Origin of the sequence: Xenorhabdus bakwenae, from assembly GCF_030272115.1 — a bacterium.
GTDB classification, from domain to species: domain Bacteria; phylum Pseudomonadota; class Gammaproteobacteria; order Enterobacterales; family Enterobacteriaceae; genus Xenorhabdus; species Xenorhabdus bakwenae.
Map to the genome: position 1 here is coordinate 2,706,653 of NZ_CP119194.1, position 16,972 is coordinate 2,723,624.

The following is a 16,972-nucleotide window of genomic DNA, read 5'->3' on the forward strand; positions in this document are numbered from 1 at the left end:
TGTTAATTAGATAATTATTCTCTTAAGAGAGGGTCAGGAACATGGCTCGATATTATCAATCTAAATTTGTCACGGGCACTGAGGCGCTGGTTGACCTTCTACTCGCTCAAGCTGAGTTGGATGAAATCCACAATCTCAACACAGCGGGATTAGTTTCAGGTTATCGTGGCTCTCCTTTAGCCCGCTTAGATCAAACATTATGGCAACACAGCAAAGAACTTATCCAAGCCAACATTCGCTTTCAACCTGCCGTCAATGAAGATCTCGCAGCCGATGCACTGATAGGTACACAAAAAGTCGAAACAGACCCTGACAGACAGGTTAACGGCGTTTTTGGTATGTGGTACGGCAAAGGGCCAGGCGTCGATCGTTCCGGTGATGCACTTAAACATGGCAATGCTTACGGCTCCTCGCCAAACGGGGGTGTGCTGGTTATCGTCGGAGACGATCACGGTTGTGTCTCTTCGTCCATGTCCCACCAATCTGATCTCACGATGATGGCATGGAGTATGCCTGTTTTGCACCCGGCATCAGTTGCCGATTATATGAGTGTCGGTTTATGGGGCTGGGCGGCATCACGTGTCAGCGGCGCATGGTTTGGCTTTAAAGCGATCAGTGAAGTTGTGGAAAGCGGTGCCGTCAGAGAAAGCAAGCCATTTCCTGATTATAAAGTGCCCCACGTTGATCCTGGACCCGATGGGTTGCATTGGCGCTGGCCGGATCTCCCCGGCCCACAGATTGAAAAGCGATTGGCCTATAAACTAAAAGCCGTCGAAGAGTTCGCTAAACTTAACCCCATTGATTACCTGCTCGCCCCCTGCGAACATCCACACGCTTTATTGGTAACGGTGGGTAAGGCTCATAAGGATGTTATGGAAGCCCTGCGTGTCGGGGGCCTTACACCTTCTGAACTGGCCCAACAAGGCGTCGCTTTTCTCCATATCCGTTTGGTTTATCCTTTATCACCGCTGCTCAGCGAGCTGGCTACCCAAGTCAGTCATATTTTTATTATTGAAGAAAAAGCCGCCATCGTTGAGATGCTGCTGGCTCATCAATTGGTTAAATTACGGAAAATGACCAATCTGATAGGTAAGCATAACCAGCTTGGTCAGAAATTGTTACCCGCTGACGTTGAACTACGCCCTTCACGGGTTGCCGTCCCACTTTCAGGATGGTTACAACAATTCAATTTATTTCTCTCCGTGCCACCCGAATGGTCAACGACGCCCATTCAGCACGATGCAACTTTACCCAAACGTACACCGTATTTTTGCGCTGGATGTCCCCATAGCACTTCAACCCGCTTACCAGACAATAGCCAAGCTCAACCTGGTATCGGATGCCATGTTATGGCGACATGGATGGATCGCAATACCGGAAACGGCCTCTTGCCAATGGGAGGTGAAGGCGTTGACTGGATAGGACATGCCCCATTTGTCAATCGCTCCCATGTCTTTCAAAATCTGGGCGATGGCACCTACTTCCATTCTGGTCACTTAGCCATTCGCCAATCAGTCGCCGCAGGAAGCCACATTACTTACAAATTGCTGTTCAATGATGCGGTGGCAATGACAGGTGGACAACCGCTGGATGGGAATATCACCCTATCGCAAATTATTTCTTTGATGATTGCTGAAGGTGTGAAAGAAGTAGTTGTCGTGACGAATGATCTTGATAAATACAAAGATAAAAATTGCTTTCCTGCCAAGGTGAAACTCTATGAACGAGATTATCTGGAGGATGTACAGAAACGTCTTCGGGATATCATTGGCGTCACAGTGCTCATCTACGATCAAGCCTGTGCCACAGAATTACGTCGTAAAAGAAAACGGGGTTTAGCGCCAAAAGTAACGCGGCGCGCCGTCATCAATGAATTGGTCTGTGAGGGATGTGGTGACTGTCAAATACAATCAAATTGCCTGGCCGTAATTCCAGTCAAAACGCCTTTAGGCACTAAACGCAAGATAGACCAACACGCTTGCAACTCAGATCTGTCCTGCCTGAAAGGATTCTGCCCCAGCTTTATCACTGTCGAAAATGCCAACCCACGTGCGGATCTCAGTAAGATCATCACACAGACTGAGTTAGATAAAATTATCCACAAACTACCTCAACCGACACTGACTTCTGCCGAAATACCTTATGAAATCCTGTTAGTCGGTATCGGTGGTACAGGTATCGTCACCGCAGGACATCTACTTGCCAATGCGGCGCAATTAGACGACTGCTTTGTCAGTCTGCTCAATTTTACCGGATTTGCGCAAAAAGGCGGGGAAGCCATAACCCATATTCGGCTATGCCATGACCAGGATAAACTGCATCAAGTCAGGATTGATCGCGGGCGTGCTAATCTGGTTATCGCCGCCGATTTGGTGGCTGCCACAGGGCAAAATGCACGGGAAGTGATGTCAAGGGGATCAACAAAATGCATACTGAACACCCATGAAACCCAAGTCGGCACTATGCTTCGCTCCCCTATGCTGGATTTGGATCACCCCAAAATGCTGGACACCCTGAATCAACATACACAAGTATTACACGCCATTGATGCAGAAATCATGGCTGCACATCTGGTCGGTGACAAAGACCAAACCAATATCATATTAATGGGTTATGCCTGGCAGCTCGGCAAGATTCCAATCACATTAACTGCCATCAACAATGCGATGCAAGAACTGGGAGCCTCAGCAGATAATGCCCGACGAGCTTTCTGTCTGGGCCGCATCGCGGCAGCCCAACCCGATATTCTGCAAAAACACCTCAATATTACGCCGCCAGAAAATATAAAAAGTCTGGACGATCTCATTATGCATCGGTATCAATTTCTGGTTGATTATCAAAATGAAAGATATGCGATGCGTTATCTCAGCCGTATAGCCCAGGTTCAAATGGTGGCTCAGCAGATCGACGCAGAAGAAATTACTCAATCCGTTGCTGAAAACTTATTCAAGTTAATGGCGTATAAAGATGAATATGAAGTCGCCAGACTCTACGTTAAAACCGGTTTTTTCGATAAGCTCCGCTCACAATTTGATAATACAGAAACCCTCCGCTTTCACCTTAGCCTTCCTCTCTTCAATCGCAAAGATCCCCGTACAGGCCAACGCGGAAAAAAAGAATATGGTTCGTGGATCGTTCCTGTATTCCGCTTTCTTGCCGCATGTAAATCGCTACGAGGCACTGCTTTTGATATTTTTGGCTATCAGGAAGAGCGTAAACAGGAAAGAAATCTGCTGCTTGAATATGAGCGATTAATTGATTTTTTAATCGAAAAAATGGAACGCAATAATTTGGCAATCTGTCGGCAAATTGCGGAGCTTCCCAATCAAGTGCGCGGTTTTGGGCATGTGAAACAAAAAGCGATGAAAAACATGATGGAACGTAAGGAAATATTGCTGAAAGAATTACAAAAAGTGATGTGATAAAGCGTGTTGGACATTATCAATAATAATGTCCAACACTTTTCGAACCGCGATCAGCTATAGATACAATGTTCATGCCTTTCAAACACTATCCTTTCCAAACACTATCCCTTCCAAACACTATCCTTTCCAAACACTATAGTAATCACGTAACCGCCTAGTTATCTGCTCATCATGGCAAGAGAATGCAACCAAATCAGGAGGAGGCGTATAGATCGCATCAATAGATTCAACGTGCGCACGATACTTATTGTGTAAACCTTCATGGATTAATTCATCCCATCCTGGCTTAATATTCCAGAGATATTCATAACCCATCGCGACTGTTTGCTGCGCCGCTTCTAAAATAGTTTTCTCTCGGTTAAGTCCCACTAAGGGCCGACGGATAGGTATAAAATCCCCCAGATCAATATCCAGATTAGGCCGCCCCATAAGTGCATTTGCAACATAATCTGCTAAAAGCGGAGATTGATGCAAACCGTCCCGATATGTTCCCGTCACAAGCCACAACCCATCTATGCCACACTCCCCAATCAAGGGAAAACCATCTGCTGAGATGGGTCGATTGCCCACTTGAACAGCAATAATCTCAGATGCAAATAAATCAACGTTTATCTGATTGTAAACGCATTCTAAAAGGAACTGTGTGGTAGCAACTGTTGCATATTTACGAGGTTGGCTGAATACAAGATTGGTCGCACCAACGTAGAGAATACCATCACCACGCGGAACACAATGTAATCCACAAGCAAATGCGCGGTTAGGTGTTCGAATAACTGATGTTGGTAAATCATCGGGATTTTTAACTTTGAGTAAAACAGAAACGCCATGACCCGCAAAAAGCGGAGGGATCTTCTGCACGATAGAAAGCTGGTCTGATAATATATCAAGTGACTGCACTCCTGCTGCAATCACTACTTTATTTGCTGTAAAGCGCACCCCATCGATGGTTTCAACACCGGTTATAGCCCCCTTTTCTGTAAGAACACGTTTAACATTATTATCAATAAGTTCTCCCCCTTCCTTGAGAAAAGCAGCATCCAGCATTTCAAGCAATATATGAGAATTAAGGGCATTTTCTTCTGAAATATAAATTCCTTTGAGCGAACGTACCAAATCGTTAGCTTTCATTCCCTTAATCGATTGCGGATCGACAACCTCATAGGGTTCATTATATTCACGAAGAATACTTTCTATCGCATCATAATTAACACTATCAACAGCAGCCATTCCTGCGGTATTGAGAATGACATGAGTACCTTTTGCAGTAAATAAAGGACGGGGATCTCCCGAAGATGCGATTAAACGCTGTGCCCATATTGACCAACGCGCTTTCGCGATACAATCCATTTTGAGTTTCAGTTTTCCATAATCGCTCGCAATCAGCCCGCTGGTCACTTCACCAAAACAGCCATTCATTGCCCCCGCAGCTTTTGACGCTGCATTGCTACGATCAAGACGTCCCAACCTGCATATTTTCAATTGGCGACTAGCCAGTTCATAAGCAATTGAACCTGCAATGGCACCAGATCCTACAACAATAACATCATACTTCATCGGCTCTATCCTTGTTCACATTGACAGATAAACATCCTTAAGAAACCCTTAAGGACAGATTAGAGATGCTTTGCAGATAACTGGATTATGGAGAGCTTCCATCATACGTTCACTCCCATTGCAGGGAGATTACGTTAAATTGATTTCTATGAGTGATTATAACGATCGATTCAATCTACCAAAGGATTTTAATATTCGTCAACATGAATATGACAGAATCGCAACATTGTAACTGAGCAAATTTCAGTACCGCTGAATATTCAGAAAGTTGTTGGCTTTGGTTGGAATTTTGAAAACAAAAAAAAACGCACTTAGGCGCTTTTCTTATGACTTGCAGACCTGGTTAGCAATCTACCGTCTTGAATTTGGAGCGGGAAACGAGACTCGAACTCGCGACCCCAACCTTGGCAAGGTTGTGCTCTACCAACTGAGCTATTCCCGCATTTTGTACGGCTTGCATTAAGCCTGACTTGAAATACCCGAATAAATTTTAATTTGGAGCGGGAAACGAGACTCGAACTCGCGACCCCAACCTTGGCAAGGTTGTGCTCTACCAACTGAGCTATTCCCGCATATATTCTGGCATGTCGTACAGTTGAAATTTTTCATCGGTACGGGGAGCGCATTATACGAAAAATTATGCCGCTGGCAAGTCCCACAACACAAAAAATTGTATTTTCCCTCCGATTGATGATTAAACCCGCAAACAATCCGCTTAACCATCAATACAGAGATTAATTTACATACAAATCTTATATCAAATACCGTTCTTTATTTTTAGATCACATTTTATTTTTGGATAAAGTGCTCACGGTAATACACCAATTCAGCAATGGATTCCCGGATATCATCCAGGGCCTGATGGGTATTTTTCTTACTGAATCCTGACAGCATCTCAGGCTTCCAACGACGGGCCAATTCCTTAAGCGTACTGACATCCAAATAACGGTAGTGAAAATACTTTTCCAACTCTGGCATATAACGAAACAGGAAACGACGATCCTGCCCCACGCTATTACCGCAAATGGGTGATTTTCCTGCCGGCACCCATTGTTCCAGAAAGGCAATAGTTGCTTTTTCAGCTTGCGCATCATCAAACTGGCTCTGCTTTACACGTTCTACCAATCCACTCGCAGTATGCGTCCGTACATTCCATTCGTCCATCAATGCCAATTGCGCATCCGACTGATGAACCGCAATCACAGGCCCTTCTGCAAGGATATTCAATTCCGAATCGGTGACAATAGTTGCCATTTCAATTATGCGATCGCGCTCGGGATCTAACCCCGTCATCTCTAAATCTATCCAGATAAGATTGTTCTCACTTTTTGACATGATATATCCTAGTTTCCTTCAAAAGAGGTAGTCTGTATCTGTGAGGTATCATAACGGTTTTGATCACTCACAGCGATGATCAGCAAGATAGATGAAATATAAACAAAAAATAAGTGAGGTTCGGTGGCTAAAAGTAAACTCTCCAAAGGGCAACAACGCCGTGTGCAAGCCAATCATCAGCGCAAGCTGAATAAGGCCGATGCTCAAAAGTCAGAAATGGATGACAGCCAGTTTGGTGAGCCACAAGAAGGGCTGGTGATCAGCCGATTCGGGCAACATGCCGATATTGAAGCAGCCGATTCTTCTATACAGCGTTGCAATATCCGTAGAACAATCCACTCATTGGTCACGGGTGATCGCGTTGTATGGCGCCCCACGCTGCAACTCCAGTCTGATGTCAAAGTGAATGGTATTGTAGAAGCGGTCCATGAGCGTACTTCCGTTCTTACTCGTCCTGACTACTATGATGGCATCAAACCCATTGCATCAAATATCAACCAAATCGTGATAGTTTCTGCTATCTTGCCTGAACTCTCACTGAATATTATCGATCGCTATTTAGTCGCCTGTGAAACACTCAATATCGAGCCTCTGCTCGTACTCAATAAAATCGATCTGTTGGATGCCGAGAGCCGTGAGTGGGTTAACGATGTCATGGATATCTATCGCCATATCGGTTATCGCGTACTGGAAGTTTCCCGCTATACCGGCGAGGGTATCCCTGAACTCACCACGATGCTGACTAACAAAATCAGTATCTTTGCAGGCCAATCTGGCGTCGGGAAATCCAGCTTACTCAATACCCTGTTGCCCGACATGAAAGAAGATATTCTGGTCAATAATGTCTCAGATAACTCAGGTCTCGGGCAGCATACCACGACCACCGCACGTCTTTACCATTTCCCACTGGGGGGAGATGTGATCGACTCTCCAGGTGTCCGTGAGTTTGGCCTGTGGCACCTAACGCCAGAACAGGTTACACAAGGTTTTGTCGAATTCCGCGAATATCTGGGGGGGTGCAAGTTCCGTGATTGCAAACATCTGGACGATCCGGGATGTGCCCTAAGAGAAGCATTGGAACAAGGCACCATTGCTCAGGAGCGCTTCGAAAATTACCACCGGATTCTGGAAAGCATGGTACAGGTTAAACCACGCCGAAATTTCACAAGCGCTCATAAATAAGGCAATAATTAATGATACCCTGACATTAAAAATAATGGCAGGTACAATAGCCGACTTTTGTCCAATTTGCCAAGAAGAGATCCAAGAGGTTGACGTGCTGGATAATTTTAAAATCAGTCTACAATATTTACTGCCAAAACAATGCATTACAAAACTGGCAGGTTGGTTTGCCAATAAAAAAGCGGGCTGGCTGACACAGCTTGCAATCAAGGCTTTCGCTAAGGCCTATAAAGTGGATATGAATGAGGCAAAGGATCCTTCATTCACGGCTTATTCAACATTTAATGAATTTTTTGTTCGCCCTCTTAAGGAAAGCATTCGCCCTATCGCCAATGAAATCCACCAATTGGCTCTACCAGCAGACGGCACCATAAGCCAGCTTGGGGCGATCCGCGAAGATCAGATTATTCAGGCTAAAGGCCACTATTACACGATAGAAGCATTGCTGGCAGGGCAGTATCAACTGGCCGAACAGTTCCGTCATGGTCAATTTATCACGACTTACTTATCACCAAGGGATTATCACCGTGTCCACATGCCATGTGATGGCGTGCTCAAGGAGATGATCTATGTCCCTGGTGATCTGTTCTCAGTCAATCCTTTGACGGCCGCCAATGTGCCAAACTTATTTGCACGTAATGAACGCGTCATCTGTTTATTTGAGACCGCGTTTGGTTCCATGGTGCAAATTCTGGTTGGTGCGACCATTGTTGGCAGTATTGAAACTGTCTGGAGTGGCTGTGTCACACCTCCGCGTGAAGGCATCATCAAGCGTTGGACCTACCCTACAGAAGGTCAAGAAGGCGTCATTTCCCTCAAAAAAGGCGAGGAAATGGGACGCTTCAAGCTGGGTTCAACCGTGATCAATCTGTTTGCTGCTAATCAGATTAATTTTGCCAACCACTTATACAGTGGTTCACAAACCCGTATGGGAGACATGATGGCGCAGACTGCCACATCAGAAGAACCCACAGTAAATAACGATGAATCAATGAATTAAAGATATCATCAACTAATTTATAACCAAGGAGCCCCTTATTGTGCGCCTGATTATCAGTCTACTTCTCAGCCTCTTAATTGCGAGCCAGGCTTTTGCTTCTGTGTCCCCGTTGGATGAAACCCAACTAAAACAAGAGCTGAAGCAGGTTGGAGGCAGTAAACGCTCACAAGATTCTGAAATCGCACATGCACTTCAAGGGGCAATAAATTGGGTTAATGATACAAAATCCGCCAATGAGCGTACCCAGAAGTACCGACAGGCAATTGATGAATTTCCTAAAATCATCAAAGATCTGCGCCAAAAAATCCTTGCTGAAAACAATGCTGCTACGTCCATTCCGGCCAATCAACCTACCAGCAATTTAGAACAGCAAATTATCCAGACCAATAATGAATTACAGGAACAAGGACACCAATTACAGCGCGAACAGGATAAACTCCGAGAAATCAGTGATTCCATGAGTCAATTGCCTCAACAACAGGCTGAGGCAAAGCGTTTGCTGGCTGAGGCAACTTCCCGGTTCCAGTCTCTGGATTCACCTTCCACGCCACTGGCCAAAGCGCAATTAGCGTTGGCGCAAGCAGAAGTCAATGCGCGTAGGGCTATGGCTGATGAACTGGAGATAGCTCAACTTTCTGTCAATAATCGTCAGGAGATTGCGCGCATACGCGCAGAATTATACAAAAAACGCTATCAACGGCTGGATCTTAAACTCCAGCAATTACGCAGCCTGTTAAATACCCAACGCCAGCAGAAAACGGAATCTGCATTGGAGTATACAGAAATGCTGGCGGAGCAGAGTGGAGAAAAATTGCCAACGTTTTTGCAGGATGAACTCCAGCAAAACCGCCAATTATCGCAAATGCTCAATCAACAGGCCCTGAGAATGGAAGCCATTGGCTCAAAACAGCGCAAGGCCAATAGCGAAATTCTTTTTGTTCTCCAAACACTCAATACTATCCGTGAACAAGCACAATGGCTAAACGATTCCACTGCGCTTGGCGAAACCTTGAGGGCGAGAGTCACCCATATTCCCGATATGTCAAAATCCCAGCAAATTGACAGAGATATTGTCGAATTACGGGTCGAAAGACTGAAATATGAGGAAATACTGGAAAACCTGCAACGGCCTCCTGAGCAAACATTGCCCTTATATCACACGCTGATGCCAGAGCAAAAGAAGGTCTACGAATCACTTATCCGCACCAAGAAAGAGCTATTAAATTCCCTGCTATCAGGATATGACAATGAGATACTGGAACAGACTCAATTCAAGGTCATCACCAACAAATTAAATGATGCCCTGAAAGAAGTTCAGGATGCTACCCATCGCTATCTGTTCTGGGTAGCGGATGTCAATCCTATATCGCTCAATTATCCATTGCAGGTGGTGCAGAATCTGACGCTTCTGTTATCTCTGGATACGTTCTCTCAGTTGGGTGCCGCTATCCACAGCATGTTGACTAAACAAGATACTCTGCTCTATTTGCTGGGGACTTTATTACTGGTCATTTTTAGTGTTAGCTCACACCGCCAGTATCATGCTTTTCTTGAGCGTTCGAGCAACCGCATCGGTAAAGTAACACAAGATCATTTCTCTTTGACTATGCGCACCGTTTTTTGGTCTGTTGTTGCGGCATTACCGTTACCAATGCTTTGGTCAGCCATTGGTTATGGATTGCAAAACGCATGGCAGTATCCGATGGCTACCGCAATAGGTAACGGTGTACGTGAAACCACTCCCGTTCTGTGGGTCTTTATGCTCAGTGCGGCCTTTGCCCATCCCAATGGCTTATTTATCGCCCACTTTCGCTGGCCGGAAGAACGTATCAAGCGAGCGATGCGTTTCTACCGTCTTTCCATTTTCCTGATCGTGCCCCTGATGATGGCATTGATCACGTTTAATCATTACAAAGACCAGGATTTTATCGCAACCCTCGGCAGGCTCTGTTTCATCATGCTCTGTATCTCGCTGAGTCTGGTCACCAGCAGCTTAAAACGCGCCGGCATTCCACTCTATATGGACAAACATGGTTCAGGCGAGAATATTGTCAGCTCTGTTCTATGGTGGATACTCCTCTCGGCCCCAATCTTAGCGGCACTCGCTTCGATCCTGGGTTATCTGCAAACCTCACAGGCGCTATTAGGCCGTCTGGAAACCTCTGTTGCTATCTGGTTTTTCCTGCTGGTCGTTTACCACATTGTCCGTCGATGGATGCTGATCCAGCGCCGTAAGATAGCTTTTGAGCGGGCAAAACAACGTCGTGCGGAGATATTGGCCCAGCGAGCCAAAAGTGAGGAAGATGCTGGCAATATTAATAGCAGTGTAGAAGGTGCAATCGAAGTTGAAGAACCCGTCATCGATTTGGATGCCATCAGTGCCCAATCGTTAGGATTAGTGCGTTCAATCCTGACAATGATAGCACTGGTTTCACTTATCCTATTGTGGTCTGAGTTACATTCAGCGTTCTCTTTTCTTGAAAATATCCGGCTTTGGGACGTGAGTACAACCATCAACGGTGTTGATAGCGTTCAGCCAATTACCCTGGGTTCCGTATTAATTGCAATCTTAGTTATTGTCATTACTACACAGCTTGTCCGTAACTTGCCAGCCCTGCTAGAACTCGCCCTGTTACAGCACTTAGTGCTGACACCGGGAACCGGTTATGCCATTACGACACTGACCAAATATAGCATTACCCTCATTGGTGGCCTGGTGGGTTTTTCACTGGTGGGTATTGAATGGTCAAAAATACAATGGCTGATTGCTGCAATGGGGGTTGGGCTGGGTTTTGGCTTACAGGAAATTTTCACCAATATTATTTCTGGCCTGATCATCTTATTTGAAAAACCGATACGCATTGGTGATACCGTGACTATCCGTGGTCTGACAGGCAGTATCACGAAGATCAATACGCGGGCAACAACGCTGTCTGACTGGGACAAAAAAGAGATTATTGTCCCCAACAAGGCCTTTATTACAGAGCAATTCATCAACTGGTCACTATCTGACACAATCACGCGTATCGTCCTGACAATCCCTATGCCGGCTGATGTTAACTCTGCAAACGCCACCGACATATTGATGTCTGCCGCCAAAAGCTCACCCTTTATTCTCGATAACCCGATGCCGGAAGTGTATTTAGTGGATTTGCAACAAGGCATTCAGATTTATGAACTACGTGCCTATGCCGCAGAGATGGGGCATCGTATGCCTGCCCGTCATGAAGTGCATCAACATATTTTGCAGGAATTCCGCAAACACGATATCACCTTGCCATTCCCACCATTCCAGGCACGGGTTGATATTTTTGGACAAGAGATCCGCAGTGCTACAACTAACTTCACGGGCCGTAATCCTCCACGCAGGCCGGGAGAACTGTAGCCTATGCCAATCTCACCACATGTCCAAACGCATACCTTTTTAAATTAGCGGATACCTATTCTTTCAGGCTACGGGCGTTTTCGTTCGCCACCCGAAGGTGATCCTGACAGGCGAGGGATCATTTTTGTAGAAAAAGATATTAACGGTCAGGCAGGAGAGAGCCAAACCGTTAACGATTCCTGCCAGCCTGATTTTTGCCTGAATGACCGTGCATATTCTGATAATCCCCCTATATTCTGCCAAAACCCGCCCAAAACTGGATTTAATTCGTTAATTAATTTGATTGATTAATGTGTAGAATAAATGTGCTTTGCTGTTCAATTGCGCATTTTATCTCGCTGATATTCAGCCTAATACCGAAATCCGATTGATAAAACATAAGTTAAATTCAATGAAAAATAACAAGGAATTGCTGTACCTGCAAGAACGCGCTTACCTGCGAGAGCTGGCTGAGCACATCGCAAAAGCGTCGCCGCATCTGGCTGAATTTCTGGTTTCCTCTCATGACCCCGATATTGTCCGTGTTTTCGACGCCTTTGCGTTTTTGACTGCCAATCTGCGGGGCAAGCTGGAAGATGATTTTCCCGAAATTGTTCACGGCATGCTCTCCCGTATCTGGCCGTTAGCCCTGTCGCCTATTCCACCCACGACGATAGTCCAGTTTACGCCTGCGGATGACGAGCATCAGGGCACGGCCGAGATCCCGATCGGTACATCGGTGTCTGCCAGCCTTAACGGGCAGTGGCTCGGCTTTAAAACCTGCCGTCCTTTGCATATTGAACCGTTGATTGTGCAGGAGCGCACCGTCAGAAAAACGGGCACCCACAGTGAAATTATCCTGACACTAGGTCAAACCGGTTCGGCATCGTCTTTCTGGCAAAGTGGCCCGCTGACGTTCTTCCTCGGCACCGACACAGCGCGTGCCGCCCAGCTCAGCCTGTGGCTGGATCAACATATCTGTGATGTCAGCCTGAACACACAGGGCGGGCGGCGAACCATTAAAAGTTTTCCTTATGGCTGGTATGGCCTGCTGGACGAGCAGTTGCTGCCCACCGCCAAAAGTCCCTGTTCCGGCCTGCAACCGTTGCTGGAATACTATGCGGTGCCGGCGCTTTATAACTTTGTCACGCTGGATATCAGTAGTCGCTGTGCGCAAGTGCCTCTCAATGACGATGGCACGTTTGAGCTGATTTTGCGGTTCGAGGGCGAATTGCCGCTGGATGATGTCGAGGGGGCATTTTTGTTGGGTTGTGTTCCGGCGATTCATCTGGAAAACCAGACCAGCCCGCCTGTCCGGTTGGAAGCCGGTGATCACCGCTATCCGCTGCCATTGGGGGAGTCAGTGTGCTTGTACCGGCTGCGGGAGGTTCAGGTGGTGGTGCAGCCCGAAGACAGCGAGCAGCGTGGCACGCCTTATCACTGGCTGCCGATTGAGCAGTTTGTTCCCGGGCGTTTTTTCGATGACGATGAGCAGCCCGACACGTTTTACTACCAGCTCCAGACTGAATCTGATTTTCTGGGCAGAACCCGCCATCGGCTGTGCTTTTTTGATTTGACCGGCAATCCGGCCCACACTCTGCCGGATATTGCTGTCTCGTGCTCTTTCACCGGCTACCATGAGCAGGCACGGACGCTGGAACAGGGCGCAATTACCGTGACGCCGGAAAGTGCACCGTCTCATCTTGATGTACAAAATATTATTCCTGTGGTGACCGATTATCCGCCCTTGTTACAGGAAAATAACGGCTGGCCGCTGCTCTCCTGCCTCTCCAGCCCGCCGGTGATGTTATTTGCCACTGACAGCCTGAAACAGTTTCTCCGCCTGTTTGACCCGCACCGCGAGACAAACCGTCCGCTGAGTCGCCAGTTCCAGCAACACATTGACGGCATTGTGCAGGTTAAAGAGCGCCTGACCGACCGCTTAAGGCGTGGGCAACCGATTCGTGGGTCTGTGTTGTCGCTCACGCTGGCTCCCGGTTGTTACCGCACGCCCGGTGAGATGTACCGCTTCAGCCGGTTAGTCAATCAGGCGATGGCCTGCTTTATCAGCCAGTCCACGTTCGTCATGCTGGAAATTTTCACCCCGGACAACCCTGAAGTACTGTGGCAGTTCTGGCACGTCGATGGATTACGCCCCGCCATGTAAGGCATTCATGTCATAAACGAGAAGGAATAAGGAATAAACATGAAAAGTGGATTACGTTTTACCTGCCGTATCGCGGGTGTGCCGGAAGACACCTTTGCGGTTGGCGATTTTTCTTTGCAAGAGGGATTATCGGAACTGTTTACCCTCAACCTGACGCTGGTCAGGGCCGGTAACGCGAACCCGTTCAGGCCACAGACTGAGATTGATTTGGCTTCACTGCTAATGCAGGAAGCGGTGTTGCAGGTTTTTTATGGTGAAACGGTGCAGCGCAAAATCACCGGGATTGTCTCTCAGGCTAATTGGGTGGGCACTGACGGTAACAAGACGCACTATACCGTCACCGTCCGCCCTGCCTGCTGGCGGTTGACGCTCAATCAGGACAGCCGGATTTATCATCGGCAAAATGTCCCCGCCATCTTAAACAGCCTGCTGAAAAAACACCGGGTAAAAGCCGATTCAAAACGCTACGATACGCATCAGGACCGGGAATATGTGACCCAGAAGCGTGAATCCGATTATGATTTTTTCAGCCGGTTAGCGGCGGAAGAGGGATTCAGTTTCTGGTTTGAGGATGAAACGCTGTTTTTCAGTGACAGCCATCTAGGTATGACCGCGGGCTTGCCGCTGCAATACCAGCCCCAGCCGGAAACCGCCCACGGAACAGACACTATCTATCAGGTGCAACTGGGCGTCGGGATGAGTCCGCAACGCAGTTTCCACAAAGATTTCAACCCGGAAAAACCGCGCTATCACCTCTCCCATATGCACAGCAGCGAAGGTTTCCGCGATTTCGGCAGCCAGACCCCTTACACCGTGTTTGAGAGTTACGGGCGGTTCCAGAAAGATGCGGCCGCCAAACCGTTTTTAAAATACCGGCAGGAAGCGCTGGATAACCAGAAGCAAACCGGCAGTGGCCACAGTAACTGTATCAAACTGATGCCGGGTAAAATCTTCGAGATAAAAAATCACCCCCATAAACCGATTAACGCCCGCTGGCAAATCGTCACCATCAGCCACTACGGGCGCTGCCCGCAGGCGTTCGGCGACAGCAGCGGCACCGGCACGACACTGAGCAACGATTTCCGTTTTATCGATGGCCTTGCCGACTACCGCCCACCGTTCCACTACAAACCGTTAGCCGATGGGGATGAAACTGCCATTGTGGTCGGCCCGAAAGGAGAAGAAATCTTCGTCAATAAAGACGGGGCGATTAAAGTTCATTTCCACTGGAACCGCGATGACCAACCGGATGATGGTGCTTCGTGCTGGGTACGTGTGGCGCAGGGCTGGAATGGTAACGGCTTTGGCTTTATGGCGATCCCGCGTATCGGGCAGGAGGTGATTATCTCTTACCTCAACGGCGATATCGACCGTCCGATTGTCACCGGTTGTGTCTACAACGGCCTGAATCGCCCGCCACTGGATTTACCGGCAGAAAAGACCCGCACCACCTTTAAAACCAAAACCCACAAAGGCAAAGGCTTTAACGAAATGCGTTTTGAAGATGCCAAAGGCAGTGAGGAAATTTATTTCCACGGCCAGAAAGATTTTACCGCCCAGATTGAAAATGATGTGCTCTGGCATATCAAACACGACCAGAAACAACGTATTGATAACAACCGTTACCACGATATCCGCGCCGATGACCATCATCAGGTCGCCGGTTCACGCAAAATCACCACCGAAGGCGATGTATCGCACCGGATTGCCGGTAGCCAGCATACCCAGACCGGGGATGCCACCGTGATTGACAGCGGGCAGGAAATCCACCTGAAAAGCGGCGGCAAAGTCGTGCTGGAAGCGGCGGCAGAAATCACATTGAAAGTGGGCGGCAGTTTTCTGAAAGTCACGCCGGGCGGCATTCTCTGTTCACCGATTAATGTCGGGCAGGGTTCAGGCGGCAGCGGGCGCGGGATTTCACTGCAATTACCGGAGGGAGTAGCGCCACTCTCACAAGTAGGGCAACTCCCGATGGCGGAAGCGCTCCCGGCAACTGAATTTCCGGCTAAGCCTCCCTGCGCCATTCTCGCCCAACAAGAAGAAAACTGGGTTATCACCGGAGCAGAGGAAGCATGATGGAATCGACGAATTGGAAAAATTGGTTATCACAGCAGGACCGAGGCGAGTGTTATTTTCTGGTCAACAGTCTGGCAGAACCGAACCCTGTCCAGCGCTTTTACCTCAACGGCTGGGCAGAACAGGCCTTTCCGCTCTATAGCGGTACACCAATGAAAGCCATGCTGGAACAAAGCCCGTGGCTGATCCAACCCAAAGCCAGATGCCTGCCGGAACTGGCGCAATTGCTGGATAAACACGCATTCAGCGATGCCAGTTGGGGCTGGGGATATCGCAGTACCTTACCGTGGTCATTTCAGTTAGCACACTGGCGCTTACATCAGCAGGTGTTGCTGCGGGGTCAGGTTGTGGTATTGCGGTTGATGGATAACCGGATCTTTACACCATTGCTGCCTGCCCTGAAATCGGGGGACTGGCGTGAACTGTTAACCCCGGTTAATGAACTGATGATCGATACGCCCGATCCGATTTGTTATTACCGGCCAGAAAATTGCCCTCAGGAACTGAACACGAGTTTGTTTGTATTGGGTGATCACCTGATTGAAGCCCGTTACTCAACCGATACAGCCCTCAAGAATCTGGCTTACGCCTTAAGTTGCCAGCTTTGGGAAGAAAACCCCGAATTGGCGCTGAAACTGGATGGACCGGAAGGGCAATTGCAGCACAGCCTTGTAGCGTGGCTGAAACAGGCAAGAGATGAAAAGCAGAATCTGAATAAACTGACTGTTGAGCGCTTTATTACCAATAACCAACAGGTTGTGCTTAAAAAAGAAATTTAAGGCTCGCCCGCTATTATCTATCATTAAGGAAGAAAAAATGAGTCAGTTAGAACAGTCGGATTGCATTAACTGCCAAGATATACTGAAACA

The 16,972-nt window shown here is 47.6% G+C and carries 9 protein-coding genes and 2 tRNA genes; 7 read left to right on the top strand and 4 right to left on the bottom strand.

Going from position 1 to position 16,972, the window contains the following annotated elements:
• The first annotated feature begins 41 nt into the window (after nt 1–41).
• Nucleotides 42–3,422: an indolepyruvate ferredoxin oxidoreductase family protein gene (locus tag PXH59_RS13625; protein ID WP_285808791.1), complete on the top strand. Its 3,381-nt coding sequence runs from the start codon at nt 42–44 to the stop codon at nt 3,420–3,422.
• Between the two features lie 120 nt (nt 3,423–3,542).
• Here PXH59_RS13625 and PXH59_RS13630 read toward each other — a convergent pair whose 3' ends face one another.
• From PXH59_RS13630 to orn, 4 genes are all read right to left on the bottom strand, one after another.
• Nucleotides 3,543–4,979, bottom strand: a complete 1,437-nt coding sequence (locus PXH59_RS13630) for an NAD(P)/FAD-dependent oxidoreductase (RefSeq protein WP_285808792.1) — start codon at nt 4,977–4,979, stop codon at nt 3,543–3,545.
• Nucleotides 4,980–5,345: 366 nt separating this feature from the next.
• A tRNA-Gly gene (locus tag PXH59_RS13635) sits at nt 5,346–5,421 on the bottom strand.
• A gap of 54 nt (nt 5,422–5,475) precedes the next feature.
• Nucleotides 5,476–5,551: transfer RNA gene (locus PXH59_RS13640), tRNA-Gly, on the bottom strand.
• A gap of 217 nt (nt 5,552–5,768) precedes the next feature.
• Nucleotides 5,769–6,314 carry an oligoribonuclease gene (gene orn, locus PXH59_RS13645; protein ID WP_285808793.1) on the bottom strand — a complete coding sequence of 182 codons (546 nt, stop codon included), beginning with the start codon at nt 6,312–6,314 and terminating at the stop codon, nt 5,769–5,771.
• Between the two features lie 123 nt (nt 6,315–6,437).
• Here orn and rsgA point away from each other — a divergent pair, with 123 nt between their 5' ends.
• From rsgA to PXH59_RS13675, 6 genes are all read left to right on the top strand, one after another.
• On the top strand, nt 6,438–7,496 hold the full coding sequence (gene rsgA, locus PXH59_RS13650; RefSeq protein WP_285808794.1) for a small ribosomal subunit biogenesis GTPase RsgA: 1,059 nt from the start codon (nt 6,438–6,440) through the stop codon (nt 7,494–7,496).
• A 94-nt stretch (nt 7,497–7,590) separates the two neighbouring features.
• Complete coding sequence (gene asd, locus PXH59_RS13655; protein ID WP_285811790.1) at nt 7,591–8,496, top strand: archaetidylserine decarboxylase; 906 nt, start codon at nt 7,591–7,593, stop codon at nt 8,494–8,496.
• 40 nt (nt 8,497–8,536) lie between these two features.
• Nucleotides 8,537–11,881 (top strand): miniconductance mechanosensitive channel MscM, encoded by a 3,345-nt coding sequence (mscM, locus tag PXH59_RS13660; protein ID WP_285808795.1) that lies wholly within the window; start codon nt 8,537–8,539, stop codon nt 11,879–11,881.
• Between the two features lie 391 nt (nt 11,882–12,272).
• A complete protein-coding gene (locus PXH59_RS13665) occupies nt 12,273–14,027 on the top strand; it encodes a type VI secretion system baseplate subunit TssF (RefSeq protein WP_285808796.1) in 1,755 nt (584 codons plus the stop codon).
• Between the two features lie 39 nt (nt 14,028–14,066).
• Nucleotides 14,067–16,103, top strand: coding sequence for a type VI secretion system Vgr family protein (locus tag PXH59_RS13670; RefSeq protein WP_285808797.1), 2,037 nt, complete (start codon nt 14,067–14,069; stop codon nt 16,101–16,103).
• Complete coding sequence (locus PXH59_RS13675) at nt 16,103–16,882, top strand: DUF4123 domain-containing protein (protein WP_285808798.1); 780 nt, start codon at nt 16,103–16,105, stop codon at nt 16,880–16,882. Before PXH59_RS13670 ends, PXH59_RS13675 begins: the two co-directional genes overlap by 1 nt.
• Nucleotides 16,883–16,972: the final 90 nt, after the last annotated feature.